We start from the raw sequence: 17,782 nt of genomic DNA on the forward strand, positions 1-17,782 counted from the left end.
CCCACCGCCTCGCTCCACTCCGGGCCCGGCATAGCGCCGTACCTGAGCGTGGGCCCCAGGCCGCTGGACCACTTCCGGATCCTGTTCGTCTGCACGGGGAACATCTGCCGCTCGCCGATCGCCGAGCGGCTCACCCGGCGTGAGCTGGACACCCGGCTGAGCCCCCGGGTGGCCGGGCGGATCCTGGTGGAGAGCGCCGGCACCTGGGGCCACGAGGGCGCGCCGATGGAGGACCACGCCGCGACCGTGCTCGACGAGTACGGGGCCGACAGCGGTGGTTTCACCGGCCGCGAGCTGCTGGACGAGCACGTGGTCGAGGCCGACCTGGTGCTGACCGCGACCCTGGACCACCGCGCCCAGGTGATCTCGATGGGCCACGAGGCGGGGCTGCGCACCTTCACGCTGAAGGAGTTCACCCGCCTGGTGCGGACGATAGACCCGGGCACGCTGCCCGATCCCCGGCGCGGTGCCGACGTCACCGAGCGGGCCCGGGCGCTGGTCCGGGCGGCCGCCGCGCTGCGCGGCTGGCTGCTGGCCGCCACCCCGGAGTCGGACGAGGTGGACGACCCGTACGGCGCACCGATCGGCATGTTCCGCAACTGCGGCGAGGAGATATTCCACGCGGTCGACCCGGTGGTCACCGCGCTCACGGGCGTGTCGGCGCGCCGCTGACGGCCGAACGGCCCCGTCCCGGCGGGCCGGGCGGCGGTGGCGGTCCTACGCTGGATCCACCTCCTCGGTGTCCGGCCGGAGGTGCCCCCACCCGCAGCGCCCGGGAGTCCCACGATGACCGTCACCGATGCCGCGACCGGCCCGACCGAGACGAAGGGGCGTCCACGGGCGTCCGAGGCCCTGTACCGGGCGGATCCGCAGCTGGCGGACCTGCTGGCCGCGGAGGCCGAGCGGCGGGCCGAGACGATCCAGCTGCTGGCGGGGGAGAACCTCACCACCGCGGCCGTCCTGGCGGCGCTCACCGGCCCGCTGATCGACAAGTACGCCGAGGGCTACCCGGGCCGCCGGCACCACACGGGCTGCGCGCTGGCGGACGCCGCCGAGCTGCTGGCGATCGACCGGGCCCGCGAGCTGTTCGCCGCCCCGCACGCCAACGTCCAGCCCCGGTCGGCGACTTCGGCGATGCTGGCGGCGTACGCGGCGCTGCTGCGGCCCGGTGACGGGGTGCTGGCGATGTCGCTGGAGCACGGCGGCCACCTCAGCTGCGGCTCGCGCGCCAACTTCTCCGGCCGCTGGTTCGCCTTCACCGGCTACGGCGTGCGCGAGGACGACGGCCTGATCGACCTCGACCAGGTGCGCGACCTGGCCCGGCAGCACCGCCCCAAGGCGATCGTGGCGGGCTCGATCTCCCACCCCCGGCACCCGGACTGGGCGGCGTTCCGGGAGATCGCCGACGAGGTGGACGCCTACCTGATCGCCTCCGCCGCGCAGACCACGGGTCTGGTCGCGGCCGGGGTGGCGCCGTCCCCGGTGCCGTACGCGGACGTCACCGTCGCGGCGACCCACAAGCTGCTGCGCGGCCCGCGCGGCGGGCTGCTGCTGTGCACGGCGGAGCTGGCCGAGCGGATCGACCGCGCGGTGTTCCCGTTCAGCCAGGGCGGCGCGGCGATGAACGAGGTGGCCGGCAAGGCGGTGGCCCTCGCGGAGGCCTCGACGCCCGCTTACCGGGCGTACGCGGAGCGGACGGTGTCCGGGGCGCGGATGCTCGCCGTGGGGCTCGCAGAGGCCGGTGTGCGCCCTCTGACGGGCGGTACCGACACCCACCTGGTGACGGCCGACGTGAGTCCGCTCGGCGTGACCGGAGCGGAGGCCGAGCGGCGCTGCGCGGCCGCCGGACTGCTGCTCGGCAAGTGCGCACTGCCGTTCGACCCTGCGCCGCCGACCGAGGCCTCCGGGATCCGGCTCGGGACGGGCACCGTGACCAGCCAGGGGATGGGCGAGGGGGAGCTGTCGGAGATCGCCGCGTTGATCGCACGGGTGCTCGCCGGGGGCGCAGTGGCGCCCGTCGCGGAGCGCGTGCGGGAACTCGCGCTGGCCTTCGCCGATCGGGGCTGACCGCGATCGGTCCCCGGGCATCGGGATCTCCTACCCGGGAGAGCGAACCGCGATGCACGTACCCGGCGTCCGACTCAATAAGGTGTGTGCCGTGGCGACGCACCTCGAACCCCGGGAAGACAGGGGAGTACCTTCGGTATCTCCCCGTTCGACAGTGATGCAGGAGGCCAGTGGTGCGTGAGTATCTGCTGGTGCTGTTCTGCACCGCCGCCGTCACCTACCTGCTCACCGGCCCGGTCCGGAAGTTCGCCATTGCGGCCGGCGCCATGCCGCCGGTGCGCGCCCGCGACGTGCACCGCGAGCCCACGCCGCGGCTCGGCGGCATCGCGATGTTCGGCGGGCTCTGCGCGGGCATCCTGGTCGCCTCGCAACTCGACAACCTGAGCAAGGTGTTCAACCAGAGCACCGACATCCGCGCGCTGCTGTCCGGCGCCGGGATCATGTGGCTGCTCGGCGTCCTCGACGACAAGTGGGGCGTGGACGCCCTGGTGAAGCTCGGCGGCCAGATGATCGCCGCCGGTGTGATGGTCTGGCAGGGCGTCACGGTGATCACCCTCCCGGTGCCCGGCGTCGGCGCGGTCGCGGTGAGCCCGACCCAGGGCATGGTCATCTCGGTCACCCTGGTCGTCGTCATGGTCAACGCGGTGAACTTCATCGACGGCCTGGACGGTCTGGCCGGCGGCATGGTCTGCATCGCCGCGATCGCGTTCTTCCTGTACAGCTACCGGCTCTGGTACGGCTACGCGATCACCGACGCGGCCCCCGCCGTGCTGTTCAGCGTGCTGCTGATCGGCATGTGCCTGGGCTTCCTGGCGCACAACATGCACCCCGCGCGGATCTTCATGGGCGACTCCGGCTCGATGATGCTGGGCCTGATGCTGGCCGTCGCCGCGATCTCCATCACCGGCCGGGTCGACCCGGACCTGATCAACAACGAGACCGGTTCGCAGACCGCCACGGTGCACGCCCTGGTGCCGATCTACATCCCGCTGCTGCTGCCGCTGACGGTCATCGCGCTGCCGCTGGCCGACCTGCTGCTCGCCGTGGTGCGCCGCACCTGGGCCGGCCAGTCGCCGTTCGCCGCGGACAAGCGCCACCTGCACCACCGCTTGCTGCAGGTCGGCCACTCGCACAGCCGGGCCGTGCTGATCATGTACTTCTGGGCCGCGCTGATCGCCTTCGGCTCGGTGGCCTTCTCGGTCACCAACACCGGCCGCGCCGTGGTCCTGACGCTCGCCGGGCTCTGCCTGCTCGGCCTGGTGGTGCTGCTCACCCCGCGGTTCCGGCCGCGCGCCCCGCGGGCGGTGCAGTCCTTCGTCCCGCCGCGGTACCGCCGCCGTCCCACCGGTCCGATGGCCGAACTGTCGGCGAAGGACAAGCAACTTCTGGGTGAAGCGAGTCGGGACTCCTCCGAGCGCGCCGACCACGGCCCCACCGCCGGCGGCCGTCGCTGACAGGGGAGTTGACGATCCGTCAACTGGCCTCATCCATACGGTGGATTCGCTGCGCCGTTGGTGTGACAGGTGCCACACATTCATGGTAAAGCTCTCATCAAATAGTTTGTGATACCGTTCACGAGTACCGAGAACACGCCGAAAGACCTGACAGGTGGATGACTTCCGTCCCTGTCGGTCTCCCTCGACGGGCCCGCCGTTCCAGCGGGCGGCCCGACGGCGATGCCTCGGTCGGTGTCACTCACCACCGTCTGTGCCCGTCCCCCCGCCACTCGACATGCCGCCGGAGCTGCCGACATGCCGTCCACCGACGCCCGGATCCTCCGAGGCGCCGCGATTCCCACTGCGGTCGCCGGGATCATCGCCATGGCGATCTCGTTCGCCGTCGCCGGTGGGAAGGGGCTGCTCGGCGCCCTCTTCGGCGCTCTGCTCGTGATGGCGTTCTTCAGCTCGGGCCAGGTCGCGCTCGACCGGCTGACCAGGTCGAACCCGCACATCATGATGGCCGCGGCGCTCCTGGTGTACACCACGCAGATCCTGCTGGTCGGCATCGTCCTGGCGGTCTTCAAGGACACCGACCTGTTCAACCGGCAGGCGTTCGCCTTCACGCTGCTGGGTTGCGCGCTGATCTGGACGGGCTTCCAGGTGCGCGGTGCGCTCAAGGCCAAGACCTTCTACGTCGACCCCGACGCCTCGGAAAAGAAGGGCGACAAGCCCTCCGACTCCGGACGTCAACAGTGACGAGGCCCGACTGTCCCCCCAACGAGGGGGGCGGTGTTTATGCCGCACTGACGGCCTGCTATCGTCCGTCGCAACAACGGAGTACGGGAAGAGGCCTGGTCTGTCCGGACAGCGGACCGATCGCCCCCCGGACCCGCGCAGTCTTCGATGATCCCGCAGCAGCGCAGCGCGCAGCCGTGCGGGGTCGGCGAGAAACCCATCAAGTTCCAGTGCCGCTCCGTGGCCGCAGGCCACGCCGACACACCGAGGTTGCCGTATCCATGCGTCACGACGAAGGAGTCCGTGGTGAGTGCTGAACTCACGTCCCTCGCCTCAGGCAGTTGCCACTTCGGGGACGCTGGCTGCGGCTTCCCGGCCCCGGGTCTGAACGAATTCGACTTCAAGCCGATCTTCACCATCGGCAGCTTCTACTTCAACAAGCCGATGCTGCTGTCGATGGTCGTCGCGGTGCTGGTGATCGTCTTCTTCTGGGCCGCCTTCGCCAAGCCGCGCCTGGTCCCCGGCAAGCTGCAGCTGGTCGGTGAGATCGGCTACGACTTCGTCAAGCGCTCCATCGTGCTCGAGACGATCGGCAAGAAGGGCGAGAAGTACGTCCCGATGCTGGTCTCGATGTTCTTCTTCATCTGGTTGATGAACATCATGTCGGTCATTCCGTTCGCGCAGTTCCCGGTGACGGCGGCGATCGCGTTCCCGGCCGGCCTCGCGGCGGTCGTGTGGGTCACCTACATGACGCTGACCTTCAAGAAGCACGGCTTCGTCGGCGGTTTCAAGAACCTCTGCTGGCCCTCGGGCATCCCCGGCTGGGTCATGTTCATCCTGGTGCCGATCGAGTTCTTCTCGAACATCTTCGTGCGCCCCTTCACGCTCGCGGTCCGAGCCTTCGCGAACATGTTCGCCGGCCACCTGCTGATCGTGATGTTCTCCATCGCCTCCTGGTACCTGCTCAGCCCGACCCTGGGCGCGCTGTACGGCTCGGCCTCGTTCGTCGTCGCCGTCGCGCTGACCGCCTTCGAGCTGCTGGTCCAGTTCCTGCAGGCCTACATCTTCGTGATGCTGGCCAGCAGCTACATCGCCGGTGCCCTCGAAGAGTCGCACTGAGCCAGGGGGCCCCGGCCCCTCCTGAACCAACCTCCCGGATCGCCCGGTGGCCAATCACCACCGGTTCACCACCCTGCAAAGGACAACGTCAATGAGCATCCTCGCTGAGGGCACTGTCTACGGTTCCGTCGCCTCCATCGGCTACGGCCTCGCCGCCATCGGCCCCGGCATCGGCGTCGGTCTGATCTTCGGCAACGGTGTCCAGGCGATGGCCCGTCAGCCCGAGGCTGCCGGCCTCATCCGTTCCAACATGTTCATCGGCTTCGCGCTGACCGAGGCGCTCGCCCTCATCGGCATCGTCATGCCGTTCGTCTTCGGCAACAAGTAATCCTGCCGCAGACCCTTTCGAGGAAGGTCCAGATATGAGCATCGTGGCTCAGCTCGCGGCCGAGGAGAAGATGAACCCTCTCCTCCCCAACTGGCCCGAGATCATCATCGGCCTGCTCTGCTTCTTCATCGTCTTCGGTCTGCTCGGCAAGAAGCTCCTTCCCAGCATCGAGAAGGTGCTGTCGGAGCGCCGGGACGCCATCGAGGGCGGCATGGAGCGTGCCGAGGCCACTCAGGCCGAGGCCCAGGCCGTGCTTGAGCAGTACCGTGCCGAGCTTTCCGAGGCGCGCCACGAGGCCGCCCGCATCGTCGAGCAGGCTCGCGAGCAGGGCGCTGCCCAGCTGGCGGAGATGCGCGAGGAGGGCCAGCGTCAGCGCGAGGCCATCGTCGCCGCCGGTCACGCCCAGATCGAGGCTGACAAGAAGCAGGCGACTGCCGCCCTGCGCCAGGACGTGGGCTCGCTGGCCACCCAGCTGGCGTCCCGCATCGTGGGTGAGTCCCTGGAGGACCACGCCCGGCAGAGCGGTGTGATCGACCGCTTCCTGGATGAGCTGGAGGCCAAGGCCGCCGTTGCTCAGGGTGCGGCCAAGTGATCGGCGCCAGCCGTGAGGCCCTCGCCGCCGGCCGGCAGAACCTGGAGAGCCTGACCGACTCCACCTCGGTGGACGCGGCCAAGCTCGCCGAGGAGCTCACCGCCGTCACGGCCGTGCTGGACCGTGAGGTGTCGCTGCGCCGCGTCCTGACCGACCCGTCCCGGTCGGGCCAGGACAAGGCCCAGCTGGTCAGCTCGCTGCTGACCGGCCAGGTCTCCGGCGAGGCCGTGGACCTGGTCTCCGGACTGGTCCGCTCCCGCTGGTCGGGCTCGCGCGACCTGGTGGACGCGACCGAGCAGCTCGCCGCGTACGCCGAGATCATCGCCGCGGACCGGACCGGCGCCCTGGACGACGTCGAGGACGAGCTCTTCCGCTTCGGTCGGGTGGTGAGCGGCTCGCACGAGCTGCGCGCCGCGCTGACCGAGCCGAAGGCCGGTGCCGTCGCGAAGGCCGAGCTGATCAAGAAGCTGCTCGGCGGCCGCGCCAACGCCGGCACCGTCCGGCTGGTCACCGCCCTCGTCAACGCGCCGCGTGGCCGTAGCCTGGAGCAGGGCCTCGAGTCCTACTCGAAGCTCGCCGCCGCTCGCCGTGGCCGCGTGGTGGCCCTGGTCACCACCGCGGTGCCGCTGTCGGACACCCAGAAGGAGCGCCTGTCCGGTGCTCTGGGCCGGATGTACGGCCGCCAGGTCCACCTGAACATCGACGTCGACCCCGAGGTCGTCGGCGGCGTCCGGGTGCAGATCGGCGACGAGATCATCAACGGCACCGTGTCGAGCCGCCTTGAGGGCGCTCGCCAGTCGCTCGAAGGCTGAGCACCGACGCAGCACATCCGACCCTCGGTCGGGAAACCGGCTCCCCAAGGAGCCGGCACATCGTACGGCCGGTTCGGAAGACCCGGCCGAGAGTCGAATACTTGCGGCCCTCAATGGCGGGCCGAGGATCGCAAACTAGGAGAGCAGGGAAGCCTGATGGCGGAGCTTACGATCCGTCCGGAGGAAATCCGGGACGCGCTGGCCGACTTTGTCCAGTCGTACCAGCCGGACGCCGCTTCTGTGGAAGAGGTCGGCACGGTCACTGACGCGGCGGACGGCATCGCGCATGTCGAGGGCCTGCCCTCGGTCATGGCGAACGAGCTGCTGAAGTTCGAGGACGGCACGCTCGGCCTCGCGCTGAACCTCGACACCCGCGAGATCGGTGTCGTCGTCCTCGGTGAGTTCGGCGGCATCGAAGAGGGCCAGACCGTGCGCCGCACCGGCGAGGTCCTCTCGGTTCCGGTCGGCGACGGCTACCTCGGCCGCGTCGTGGACCCGCTGGGCAACCCGATCGACGGCCTCGGCGACATCGCCGCCAGCGGTCGCCGCGCCCTGGAGCTGCAGGCCCCCGGCGTCATGGCCCGCAAGTCGGTCAAGCAGCCGCTGCAGACCGGCATCAAGGCCATCGACGCGATGACCCCGATCGGCCGCGGCCAGCGCCAGCTGATCATCGGCGACCGCCAGACCGGCAAGACCGCGGTGGCCGTCGACACGATCATCAACCAGCGCGACAACTGGCGCTCGGGCGACCCGGAGAAGCAGGTCCGCTGCATCTACGTCGCCGTGGGCCAGAAGGGCTCCACCATCGCGTCCGTCCGCGGCGCCCTGGAGGAGGCCGGCGCGCTGGAGTACACCACCATCGTGGCTGCTCCCGCCTCCGACCCGGCCGGCTTCAAGTACCTCGCCCCGTACACCGGTTCGGCCATCGGCCAGGAGTGGATGTACGACGGCAAGCACGTCCTGATCATCTTCGACGACCTGTCGAAGCAGGCCGAGGCCTACCGCTCCGTCTCCCTGCTGCTGCGCCGCCCGCCGGGCCGCGAGGCCTACCCGGGTGACGTCTTCTACCTGCACTCCCGCCTGCTGGAGCGCTGCGCCAAGCTGAACGACGCCCTCGGCGGCGGCTCGATGACCGGTCTGCCGATCATCGAGACCAAGGCCAACGACGTCTCGGCGTACATCCCGACCAACGTCATCTCGATCACCGACGGCCAGTGCTTCCTGGAGTCCGACCTGTTCAACGCCGGCATCCGCCCGGCCGTGAACGTCGGCATCTCGGTCTCCCGCGTCGGTGGCTCCGCCCAGATCAAGGCCATGCGCTCGGTCGCCGGCCGTCTGCGTCTGGACCTCGCCCAGTACCGCGAGCTGGAGGCCTTCGCCGGCTTCGGCTCCGACCTGGACGCGGCCTCCAAGGCCCAGCTGGAGCGCGGTGCGCGCATGGTCGAGCTGCTGAAGCAGGGCCAGTACCAGCCGTTCCCGGTCGAGGAGCAGGTCGTCTCCATCTGGGCCGGCACCACCGGCAAGCTGGACGACGTCCCGGTCGCCGAGATCCGCCGCTTCGAGCGCGAGTTCCTGGACCACGTCCGCCTGCAGCACAAGGACCTGCTCGCCGGCATCGTCGAGACCGGTCTGCTGGCCGACGGCACCGTCGACGCCCTCACCGGCGCGATCGAGGCCTTCAAGCAGGGTTACCAGACCGCCGACGGCAAGCTGCTCTCCGAGCAGGCCTGAGTCCGGTAGCGAGGGAAAGGACGTAACGACCCATGGGAGCACAGCTTCGGGTCTACAAGCGCCGGATCCGCTCTGTCACCGCGACGAAGAAGATCACCAAGGCGATGGAGATGATCTCCGCGGCGCGCATCGGCAAGGCGCAGCGCGCGGTGGCGGCCTCCGCTCCGTACGCCGATGAGCTCACCCGGGCGGTGACGGCGGTGGCCACCCGGTCCAACGCCAAGCACCCGCTCACCACCGAGAACCCGAACGCCAAGCGCGCGGCCGTCCTGCTGATCACGGCGGACCGCGGCCTGGCCGGCGGTTACTCGTCCAACGCCATCAAGGCCTCGCTGACGCTCTCCGAGCGCCTGCGCGGCGAGGGCAAGGACGTCGTGACCTACATCGTCGGTCGGAAGGGTCTGTCGTACTACACCTTCCGCAACCTGGCGGTGGGGAACTCGTGGACGGGCTTCTCGGACAAGCCGACCTACGGCGACGCGAAGACGGTGGCGGCCGAGCTGATCGAGGCCTTCACGGCCGAGACCGGCGGCGTGGACGAACTCCACGTGGTCTCGACCGAGTTCGTGTCCATGCTGACGCAGGACGCGGTCGCGGCGCGGCTGCTGCCGCTGAAGCTGGACGAGGTCCAGCTCAGCGACCAGACGCCGGCCAAGTCGGAGATCTTCCCGCTGTACGACTTCGAACCGTCGGCGGAGGGCGTGCTCGACGCGCTGCTGCCGCGGTACGTCGAGAGCCGGATCTACAACGCGCTGCTGCAGTCGGCTGCTTCCGAGCACGCCGCCCGCCGCCGCGCGATGAAGAGCGCGACGGACAACGCCGGCGAGCTCATCAAGTCGCTCACGCGGCTTGCCAACTCGGCCCGTCAGGCCGAGATCACCCAGGAAATCAGCGAGATCGTCGGCGGCGCCAACGCCCTCGCCGACGCTAGCCGCGGGAGCGAATGAGTATGACCACCACTGTTGAGCCGACCACGGCGACGGGCCGCGTCGCGCGGGTCATCGGCCCGGTCGTCGACGTGGAGTTCCCCGTCGACGCGATTCCGGACATGTTCAACGCCCTGCACGTCGAGGTGGACAACCCCGACGGCACGGGCAAGAAGACCCTCACCCTCGAGGTCGCCCAGCACCTCGGCGACGGCCTGGTCCGCGGCATCTCGATGCAGCCGACCGACGGCCTGGTCCGCGGTTCGCAGGTCACCGACACCGGTTCCGCGATCTCGGTGCCGGTCGGCCAGATCACCAAGGGCAAGGTGTTCAACGCCCTCGGTGACGTGCTGAACGTCGACAAGGCGGAGTTCGACAAGCAGGTCGAGGTCCGCTGGCCGATCCACCGCAAGGCCCCCGAGTTCAAGGACCTCGAGTCCAAGACCGAGATGTTCGAGACCGGCATCAAGGTCATCGACCTGCTCACCCCGTACGTCACGGGTGGCAAGATCGGTCTGTTCGGTGGTGCCGGTGTCGGCAAGACCGTTCTGATCCAGGAGATGATCTACCGCGTCGCCGAGAACTTCGGTGGTGTGTCGGTGTTCGCCGGTGTCGGCGAGCGCACCCGTGAGGGCAACGACCTCATCGACGAGATGGTCGACTCGGGCGTCCTGGACAAGACCGCGCTGGTCTTCGGCCAGATGGACGAGCCGCCGGGCACCCGTCTGCGCGTCGCGCTCTCCGCGCTGACCATGGCGGAGTACTTCCGTGACGTCGAGAAGCAGGACGTGCTCCTCTTCATCGACAACATCTTCCGGTTCACCCAGGCCGGTTCCGAGGTGTCGACCCTGCTCGGCCGCATGCCCTCCGCGGTGGGCTACCAGCCGAACCTGGCCGACGAGATGGGCCTCCTGCAGGAGCGCATCACCTCGACCCGCGGTCACTCGATCACCTCGATGCAGGCGATCTACGTCCCCGCGGACGACCTGACCGACCCGGCGCCGGCCACCACCTTCGCCCACCTGGACGCGACGACCGTTCTGTCGCGCCCGATCTCGGAGAAGGGCATCTACCCGGCCGTCGACCCGCTGGACTCCACGTCCCGCATCCTCGACCCGCGGTACATCACGGCGACCCACTACGAGACGGCCGTCCGTATCAAGGGGATCCTGCAGAAGTACAAGGACCTCCAGGACATCATCGCCATCCTCGGTATGGACGAGCTGTCCGAAGAGGACAAGATCACGGTGCACCGTGCCCGTCGCATCGAGCGCTTCCTCTCGCAGAACACCTACGTGGCGAAGCAGTTCACCGGTGTCGAGGGCTCGACCGTGCCGCTGTCCGAGACCATCGAGGCCTTCAACTCGATCGCGGACGGCAAGTACGACTCCGTCCCGGAGCAGGCCTTCTTCATGTGCGGTGGCATCGAGGACCTCGAGAAGAACGCCGCCGAGCTGGCGAAGAAGTAATCGCGGCCGGTAGCAGCTGAGTGACCGTGAGGGGTGGGCCCCAACCCTGGGACCCACCCCTCGCGTCGCATCGGCTGTGATTCCGGTCAAATCCGCGCCGCCGGTTTCATGCCGGAGGCACGGGGCCGTTATTCTTACCGAAACTCCCGAGTAATCGGGGGTTGCATGAGCCTAGGAGCCCACGTTGGCTGAGCTGCACGTCGAGCTGGTCGCAGCCGACCGCAAGGTGTGGTCCGGTGCGGCCACCATCGTCGTCGCCCGTACGGCCTCCGGTGACACCGGCATCATGCCGGGCCACACCCCGGTGCTGAGCGTGCTGGAGACCGGCCCGGTCACCATCCGCACGGTGGACGGCGGAACCGTCATCGCCGCGGTGCACGGCGGCTTCATCTCCTTCGCCGACAACAAGCTGTCTCTGCTCGCGGAGATCGCCGAGCTGGCGGACGAGATCGACGTCGCGCGCGCCGAGCGCGCACTGGAGCAGGCCAAGTCGGACCTGGACGCGCACGCCGAGCGGCGCGCCGAGATCCGTCTGTTCGCGGCGCGCGGCCTCAAGGCCCACGCCTGAGTGTGCCGGACCCCGGCTTAGCGGGGTCGACCGACGGTCCCGGGGACGCGCGAGCGTGACCCCGGGACTGTCGTCGTAGTTGGTAGGTCAGCGCGGTCGCTTGATACGACCGCTACGGGGAACGCGGGTAGCGAGGAGGTAGGTGAGCATGGTCCTCGCGCTTGTGGTGTGTGCGGCGGTCGTGGCATTGGGTGTGATCGGCCTGGTGGCCTTCGCCGTCCGCCGCCGCCTGATCCAGCGGGTCGGCGGCACGTTCGACTGCAGTTACCGGCTCAAAATGCCGGCGGACGCCTCGACGCAGCCCGACCTCGACGAGAACGGCAAACCCACCTCAGCCCCGGTCCCCCCGACCGACGGCAAGGGGTGGGTTTTTGGTATCGGCCGGTACAGCGGCGACTCGATCGAGTGGTTCCGGGTCTTCTCGTACGCCCCCCGTCCGCGCAAGGTGCTGCCGCGCCGGGAGATCGAGGTGCTCGGCCGGCGCTACCCCGAGGGGCAGGAGGAGCTGGCCCTGCTCTCCGGCTCGGTGGTGCTGCGCTGCCTGCACAACGGGGCGCCGCTGGAGCTGGCGATGAGCGAGGACGCGCTGACCGGCTTCCTGGCCTGGCTGGAAGCCGCCCCGCCCGGGCAGAGGGTCAACGTCGCGTAGCGGCGAGGCCCTCGGGGTGGGGGTACCTCCCGGCCGGAGGCTGGGGTGGGGGTACCTCCCGGCCGGAGGCTGGGGGAGGTCGACGTCGCGTAGCGGTGGGAAGGTGACCTCCGCGTGGGGTTAACGCCGCCTAACCGGCCCGGCTAGGGTGGCCGCATGGTCAATCTGACGCGCATCTACACCCGTACCGGCGACGACGGCACCACCGCGCTCGGCGACATGAGCCGGACCACCAAGACCGATCCGCGGCTGATCGCCTACGCCGACACCAACGAGGCGAACGCGGCGATCGGGGTGGCCCTCGCGGTCGGGCAGCTGGCCGATGACGTGGCGGCGGTGCTGGTGCGGGTCCAGAACGACCTGTTCGACGTCGGTGCCGATCTGTCCACCCCGGTGGTCGAGGACCCGAAGTACCCGCCGCTGCGGGTGCTGCAGTCCTACGTCGACCGGCTGGAGGGGGACTGCGACCACTACCTGGAGCAGGTCGAGAAGCTGCGCAGCTTCATCCTGCCCGGCGGTACGGCCGGCGCGGCTTACCTGCATCTGGCCTGCACGGTGGTGCGGCGGGCCGAGCGCTCGACCTGGGCGGCTATCGCGGAGCACGGGGACACCGTCAACCCGCTGACCGCGAAGTACCTCAACCGGCTCTCCGACCTGCTGTTCATCCTCGCCCGGGTGGCCAACAAGGAGCGCGGCGACGTGCTCTGGGTGCCCGGCGAGAACCGCTAGGACCCGGCGGGTCCGGCCTTCCCCGTGACCGTCCCGGTGGCCTTCCGGCCGCCCTGGTCGCTGCCCTGGTCGCCGCCCTGGTCGTCGGTCTGCTCGCCGCCGTGCTCGACGACCCGGCCGTTCTCGACCGGGACACCGGCCGGCGGCTCCTTGGGCCACAGCGAGTAGCAGCCGGCCACGATCAGGTTGACCACGGCGGCGATGCCCAGCTTGAGGTACCACTGCAGGAACGTGCCGTAGTGCGCGGAGCCCGCGGAGAGCGGCACGAGCAGGGTGATCAGGGTGAGCGTGATCGCGGCGGAGACCACGGTGCGGCCGGCGATCCGCCACTCGTGCGCGGTCCGCTCCGGGCCGTACTTCGGCGAGGGCAGCGGCTTGGGGCCGCCGGCGAAGCGGTGCAGGAAGTGCGCGTCGGCCCAGCGGACCAGCGAGGGGCCGTAGCCGACCGAGAACCCGGTGTAGCTCGCGGCGAGCGCGTGGGTCCAGCTCGCCTCGGCGCCGCCGCGCAGGTCGAGCACGGCCAGCGCGTACAGGGCGAGGTCGACCGCCGGAAGGCCGAACAGCAGCACGGTGCCGGTGCGGCGCCACCGCAGCAGGTAGCGGGCGGAGAGGGCCAGGCCGAGCACGATCCACCAGGAGATCTCGGCCGCGGCGATGAGTGTGACGATCACGTTCTGCTCCAGGACGTTCGGCGGTGCGTCCAGCCTCGTGCGCGGGTGCGCCGGTGTCGTCGTCGCGCGGTGCCGTCCGGGTCTGCACCTTTCGATGTAGCGGTCTCCTCCGCGGACCGGAGCCGGGCGGGCCGCCGGGGATGGTGAGATGGGGGTGTGCTCGTTCCGTCCCTCTCCCCGCGCCGGCTCGACCAGCTGATCGCCCTCTGCGGGCTGCTCGGCGGCACCGTGCTCATCGTCTTCCGCGCGTACGAGAACGCCGACCGCGTGCCGCTGTGGGCGGTGGTGCTGCCGATGCTGGTGATGGCCGGGCTGGAGCTGTGCCGACGCACCAGGCCGGTGCTCGCGGTGTCGCTCGGCGGGGTGGCCTTCGCGGCCAGCCTGTTCACCGGCAGCCTGCTGGCGACCCTGATCATGTACACCGACCTGCTGTACGCGGCGGTGATCTACGGCAGTGCCCGGATGTCGCGGGTGCTGCACCTGACCGGCGGTTCGACCGTCCTGGCGCTCTCCAGCCTGGCCTGGTACGCCGGCGGGACCGCTGCCGGGCTGCTGATCGCGGTGGTCAGTTCGCTGGTCTTCCTGGGGCCGGTGTGGACCGGCGACGTGGTGCGCAAGCACCGGCAGGAGGCGGAGACCGAGCGGCTGCGGGCGGAACAGACCGCGCTGCTCTCGGAGATGGACCGGCGCGAGGCGGTCGGCGCGGAACGGGCGCGGATGGCACGGGAGTTGCACGACGTGGTGGCCAACCACCTGTCGGCGATCGCGATCCACGCCACCGGCGCGCAGTCCGTCGCCAAGCGCCGGAGCCTGCCCGCGGACGATCCGCTGGTGGAGGTGCTGGCGGTGATCCGGGAGAACAGCGTCCAGGGATTGGCCGAAATGCGTCGCATGATCGGACTGCTCCGGGACAGCGGCGGCGGAGAGGTCGACGAGTCGTACGCGGCGCCCGACCTGGCGGCGGTGGACGCCCTGCTGGCGAAGGCCCGGGCGGCCGGCCAGGACGTCGGGCTGGACTTCGAACTCGCCGAGCACGGCGAGCGCGGGGACGTCCCGGTGCCGGTCGGGCTGGCCGCGTACCGGATCGTCCAGGAGTCGCTGACCAACGCGCTCAAGCACGCCGGGCCCGGACTGGTCCGGCTGCGACTGGAGTTCGGGCCGCAGGAGCTGCGGATCACCGTCGACAGCCCGTACCGCGGCGGGCCGGGCCGCGGCCTGCCCGGCGCCCGGGCCGGCCTGGTGGGCATGGGGGAGCGGGCCGGGCTGCTCGGCGGCAGCTTCGAGGCCGGGCCGAAGGACGGGTACTGGAGCGTGCGCGCGGTGTTGCCGCGGGCGCAGGGAAGCGAGGGGCGGGCATGACGATCCGGGTGCTGGTGGCGGAGGACCAGGCGGCGGTACGGGCGGCGCTGGTGATGATCCTGCGGGCCGAGCCCGAGTTCGAGGTGGTCGGGCAGGCCGCCGACGGCGAGGAGGCGGTCCGGCTGGCGCTGGAGCTGCGGCCGGACGTGGTGCTGATGGACGTGCAGATGCCCCGGCTGGACGGCGTCTCGGCGACCCGCGAGGTGGTCGCGGCCGGGGCCGCCCAGGTGCTGGTGCTGACCACCTTCGACCTGGACGAGTACGTCTACGGCGCGATGCGGGCCGGCGCGGCCGGGTTCCTGCTCAAGGACCTGGAGGCGGACACCCTGGTCGAGGGCATCCGGACGGTGGCGCGCGGGGACGGCATGCTGGCGCCCTCGGTGACCAGGCGCCTGATCGGGACCTTCGCCCGCCCGGGGCGGCAGGTCGGGCCGGAGGCCCGGGAGGCGGTGGCCGGGTTGACCGTCCGTGAGCGGGAGGTGCTGGCCTGCATCGGGGCGGGGCTGTCCAACGGGGAGATCGCGGCCCGGCTGACGATGGCGGAGGCGACCACGAAGACGCACGTCAGCCGGATCCTGGCGAAGCTGCGGCTGCGCAGCCGGGTGCAGGCGGCGATCCTGGCCCAGGACCTCGGCCTGACCGTCTGACCGGCTACTTGGGCGGCTGACCAGGTCGGTTGCAGATCACACTCTCGATTGCTATTGCGTGAGGCACTTGGGCACTAGAGTCCGGCAGAGCGTGCGGAGCGAGTGGACCCATGGAACCGCGCGCTCCGCGAAAGCGGCTGCCGGGCGCGAGCGCGGCAGGAGAATCGAGCGGTGCGGCTCAACGGCGGTCACCCCTGCCCTGAGTCGCCTTCAGGGCCCGCCCGCGGGGCGGCGACGGCATCGGGAGACCCAGCCATGAGCAATGCGTCCAGCAAGCAGATCGCCGTGATCGGTGCCGGCCTGATGGGCGCCGGCATCGCCCAGGTGTCCGCGCAGGCCGGCCACCCGGTGGTGCTGCGGGACGTCACCGAGGAAGCGCTGCAGCGCGGCCTCGCGGGCATCCGCGCCTCGTACGACAAGTTCGTCGCCAAGGGCAAGCTGAGCGCCGAGGACGCCGAGGCCGCGCTGGGCCGGATCACCACCACCACCGACCTGGGCGCCGTCGCCGAGGCCGACATCGTGGTCGAGGCCGTGTTCGAGAACCTGGACGTCAAGGAGGGCGTGTTCCGCGAGCTGGACAAGCTCGCCAAGGACGGCGCCGTCCTGGCCTCCAACACCTCCGCCATCCCGATCACCCGGATCGCCGCCGTCACCCAGCGGCCGGAGTCGGTCGTCGGCGTCCACTTCTTCTCGCCCGTCCCGATGATGAAGCTGGTCGAGCTGGTCCGCGGCTACAAGACCAGCGACGAGGCGATGGCCGCCGCCCGTGCCTACGCCGAGGGCGTCGGCAAGGAGGTCGTGGTGGTCAACCGCGACGTGGCCGGCTTCATCACCACCCGCCTGATCACCGCGCTGGTCATCGAGGCCGCCAAGCTGTACGAGTCGGGCGTCGCCACCGCCGAGGACATCGACACCGCCTGCCGCCTGGGCTTCGGCCACGCCATGGGTCCGCTGCAGACCGCCGACCTGACCGGCGTGGACATCCTGCTGCACGCCGCCCGCAACATCTACACCGAGACCCAGGACGAGAAGTTCGCCGCCCCGGAGATCATGGCCCGCATGGTCACCGCCGGTGACCTCGGCCGCAAGAGCGGCCGCGGCTTCTACCCGTACGAAGGCAAGTGACCCGACCGGGTCGAACGGCCCGGCAGGCCGTGCGATCGACGCATCGCACGGCCCGCCGGGCCGGGTGAGTTTCCTCACGCCGGGTGCCGCAGACGGGTGATTTGGGCGGTAATCGAGCGTAGGTGTGGAGACTTCCTGCGTATATTCCCTCGGACGAGTGAAGTTGCTTCAGATCCGGCCGGAACCAGCAACCTGCGGAGCAGGTTCGCCGTCAGATGAGGGAACCCGGCATTCCGACCGGGTCCGGGCGTGGGGCCGCGGCCCGCCCGGACACGCACCCCGCTCCCGCACCCGGTACGGCCGGGGCGGACCCACCCCGCACCCGGCCGTCCAGGCGAAGGAGGAGAGCATGCGCATCACCGGCGACCACACGGCGCTGGCCATCGAAGGCCGCCTCGACGTGCGCACCGCCGCCGACGCGCGCGCCCAGCTGCACCAGGCCGTGGACGGCGGCCTCGGCGACCTCGTGCTCGACCTCGCCCGACTGGAGTTCTGGGACGCCACCGGCCTCGGTGTGATCATGGGAACCCACCGGCGGGCGGGCCGGATCGGCCGCCGGCTTGTGCTGCGCTCCGTCCCGGCCCAGCTGCAGCGACTGCTGGTGGCCACCAAGCTGCACCGCATCCTCGCCGTCGACGGCGGCATCGCCGAGCCGTACGGCATCGCCCTGTAACGCCTGGTCAGCGCCCCGGAACGCTCCCGGCCCCGGACCGCCCTGCACGGGCGGCCCCGGATGTGCAAGAGTCTGCCCGTCAGAAGACGGCCGCCGGGGCAGCCCCAGGACCGCCCGCGGCCGCGACCGGGACGTCAGCCGGT

At 70.4% G+C, this 17,782-nt stretch carries 19 protein-coding genes; 18 read left to right on the forward strand and 1 reads right to left on the reverse strand.

Going from position 1 to position 17,782, the window contains the following annotated elements:
• The first annotated feature begins 30 nt into the window (after positions 1–30).
• The 14 genes from ACFV04_RS10055 to ACFV04_RS10120 all read left to right on the forward strand — a co-directional run bounded on the left by ACFV04_RS10055 (position 31) and on the right by ACFV04_RS10120 (position 13,164).
• A complete protein-coding gene (locus tag ACFV04_RS10055) occupies positions 31–672 on the forward strand; it encodes a protein-tyrosine-phosphatase (RefSeq protein WP_360254203.1) in 642 nt (213 codons plus the stop codon).
• A gap of 114 nt (positions 673–786) precedes the next feature.
• On the forward strand, positions 787–2,067 hold the full coding sequence (gene glyA, locus ACFV04_RS10060; protein WP_380528170.1) for a serine hydroxymethyltransferase: 1,281 nt from the start codon (positions 787–789) through the stop codon (positions 2,065–2,067).
• A gap of 173 nt (positions 2,068–2,240) precedes the next feature.
• Entirely contained in the window at positions 2,241–3,521 is a 1,281-nt protein-coding gene (locus tag ACFV04_RS10065) for an MraY family glycosyltransferase (RefSeq protein ID WP_380343023.1), read from the forward strand.
• Between the two features lie 297 nt (positions 3,522–3,818).
• On the forward strand, positions 3,819–4,262 hold the full coding sequence (locus ACFV04_RS10070) for a hypothetical protein (RefSeq protein ID WP_380343020.1): 444 nt from the start codon (positions 3,819–3,821) through the stop codon (positions 4,260–4,262).
• Positions 4,263–4,547: 285 nt separating this feature from the next.
• Positions 4,548–5,360: a F0F1 ATP synthase subunit A gene (atpB, locus tag ACFV04_RS10075; RefSeq protein ID WP_360254001.1), complete on the forward strand. Its 813-nt coding sequence runs from the start codon at positions 4,548–4,550 to the stop codon at positions 5,358–5,360.
• Between the two features lie 91 nt (positions 5,361–5,451).
• On the forward strand, positions 5,452–5,688 hold the full coding sequence (atpE, locus tag ACFV04_RS10080) for an ATP synthase F0 subunit C (RefSeq protein WP_030282059.1): 237 nt from the start codon (positions 5,452–5,454) through the stop codon (positions 5,686–5,688).
• Between the two features lie 34 nt (positions 5,689–5,722).
• Positions 5,723–6,280, forward strand: a complete 558-nt coding sequence (locus ACFV04_RS10085) for a F0F1 ATP synthase subunit B (RefSeq protein WP_360254003.1) — start codon at positions 5,723–5,725, stop codon at positions 6,278–6,280.
• On the forward strand, positions 6,277–7,092 hold the full coding sequence (locus ACFV04_RS10090; RefSeq protein ID WP_360254005.1) for a F0F1 ATP synthase subunit delta: 816 nt from the start codon (positions 6,277–6,279) through the stop codon (positions 7,090–7,092). The genes ACFV04_RS10085 and ACFV04_RS10090 overlap by 4 nt, the downstream gene beginning before the upstream one ends.
• A 156-nt stretch (positions 7,093–7,248) precedes the next feature.
• On the forward strand, positions 7,249–8,823 hold the full coding sequence (gene atpA / locus ACFV04_RS10095; RefSeq protein ID WP_360254007.1) for a F0F1 ATP synthase subunit alpha: 1,575 nt from the start codon (positions 7,249–7,251) through the stop codon (positions 8,821–8,823).
• A gap of 32 nt (positions 8,824–8,855) precedes the next feature.
• A complete protein-coding gene (locus ACFV04_RS10100; protein WP_380343016.1) occupies positions 8,856–9,770 on the forward strand; it encodes a F0F1 ATP synthase subunit gamma in 915 nt (304 codons plus the stop codon).
• 2 nt (positions 9,771–9,772) lie between these two features.
• Positions 9,773–11,218, forward strand: a complete 1,446-nt coding sequence (gene atpD / locus ACFV04_RS10105) for a F0F1 ATP synthase subunit beta (RefSeq protein ID WP_380343012.1) — start codon at positions 9,773–9,775, stop codon at positions 11,216–11,218.
• A gap of 184 nt (positions 11,219–11,402) precedes the next feature.
• The gene (locus ACFV04_RS10110; RefSeq protein ID WP_360254013.1) at positions 11,403–11,786 is read left to right on the forward strand and encodes a F0F1 ATP synthase subunit epsilon; all 384 of its coding nucleotides are present in this window, start codon (positions 11,403–11,405) and stop codon (positions 11,784–11,786) included.
• A 148-nt stretch (positions 11,787–11,934) separates the two neighbouring features.
• Positions 11,935–12,435, forward strand: a complete 501-nt coding sequence (locus ACFV04_RS10115; protein ID WP_350633459.1) for a DUF2550 domain-containing protein — start codon at positions 11,935–11,937, stop codon at positions 12,433–12,435.
• A 156-nt stretch (positions 12,436–12,591) separates the two neighbouring features.
• Positions 12,592–13,164 (forward strand): cob(I)yrinic acid a,c-diamide adenosyltransferase, encoded by a 573-nt coding sequence (locus ACFV04_RS10120; protein WP_380528174.1) that lies wholly within the window; start codon positions 12,592–12,594, stop codon positions 13,162–13,164.
• Here the strand turns inward: ACFV04_RS10120 and ACFV04_RS10125 are convergent.
• Positions 13,161–13,835 (reverse strand): hypothetical protein, encoded by a 675-nt coding sequence (locus tag ACFV04_RS10125; RefSeq protein WP_380528176.1) that lies wholly within the window; start codon positions 13,833–13,835, stop codon positions 13,161–13,163. The genes ACFV04_RS10120 and ACFV04_RS10125 overlap by 4 nt on opposite strands.
• Positions 13,836–13,991: 156 nt before the next feature.
• Here ACFV04_RS10125 and ACFV04_RS10130 point away from each other — a divergent pair, with 156 nt between their 5' ends.
• The 4 genes from ACFV04_RS10130 to ACFV04_RS10145 all read left to right on the forward strand — a co-directional run bounded on the left by ACFV04_RS10130 (position 13,992) and on the right by ACFV04_RS10145 (position 17,639).
• Entirely contained in the window at positions 13,992–15,194 is a 1,203-nt protein-coding gene (locus ACFV04_RS10130) for a sensor histidine kinase (protein ID WP_380343003.1), read from the forward strand.
• Positions 15,191–15,841, forward strand: a complete 651-nt coding sequence (locus tag ACFV04_RS10135; protein ID WP_380343000.1) for a response regulator — start codon at positions 15,191–15,193, stop codon at positions 15,839–15,841. Before ACFV04_RS10130 ends, ACFV04_RS10135 begins: the two co-directional genes overlap by 4 nt.
• A gap of 255 nt (positions 15,842–16,096) precedes the next feature.
• Positions 16,097–16,966, forward strand: a complete 870-nt coding sequence (locus ACFV04_RS10140; protein WP_360254023.1) for a 3-hydroxyacyl-CoA dehydrogenase family protein — start codon at positions 16,097–16,099, stop codon at positions 16,964–16,966.
• 349 nt (positions 16,967–17,315) lie between these two features.
• Complete coding sequence (locus ACFV04_RS10145; protein WP_360254025.1) at positions 17,316–17,639, forward strand: STAS domain-containing protein; 324 nt, start codon at positions 17,316–17,318, stop codon at positions 17,637–17,639.
• Positions 17,640–17,782 lie beyond the last annotated feature (143 nt).

It is taken from the genome of Kitasatospora sp. NPDC059599 (assembly GCF_042735125.1).
Taxonomy (GTDB): domain Bacteria; phylum Actinomycetota; class Actinomycetes; order Streptomycetales; family Streptomycetaceae; genus Kitasatospora.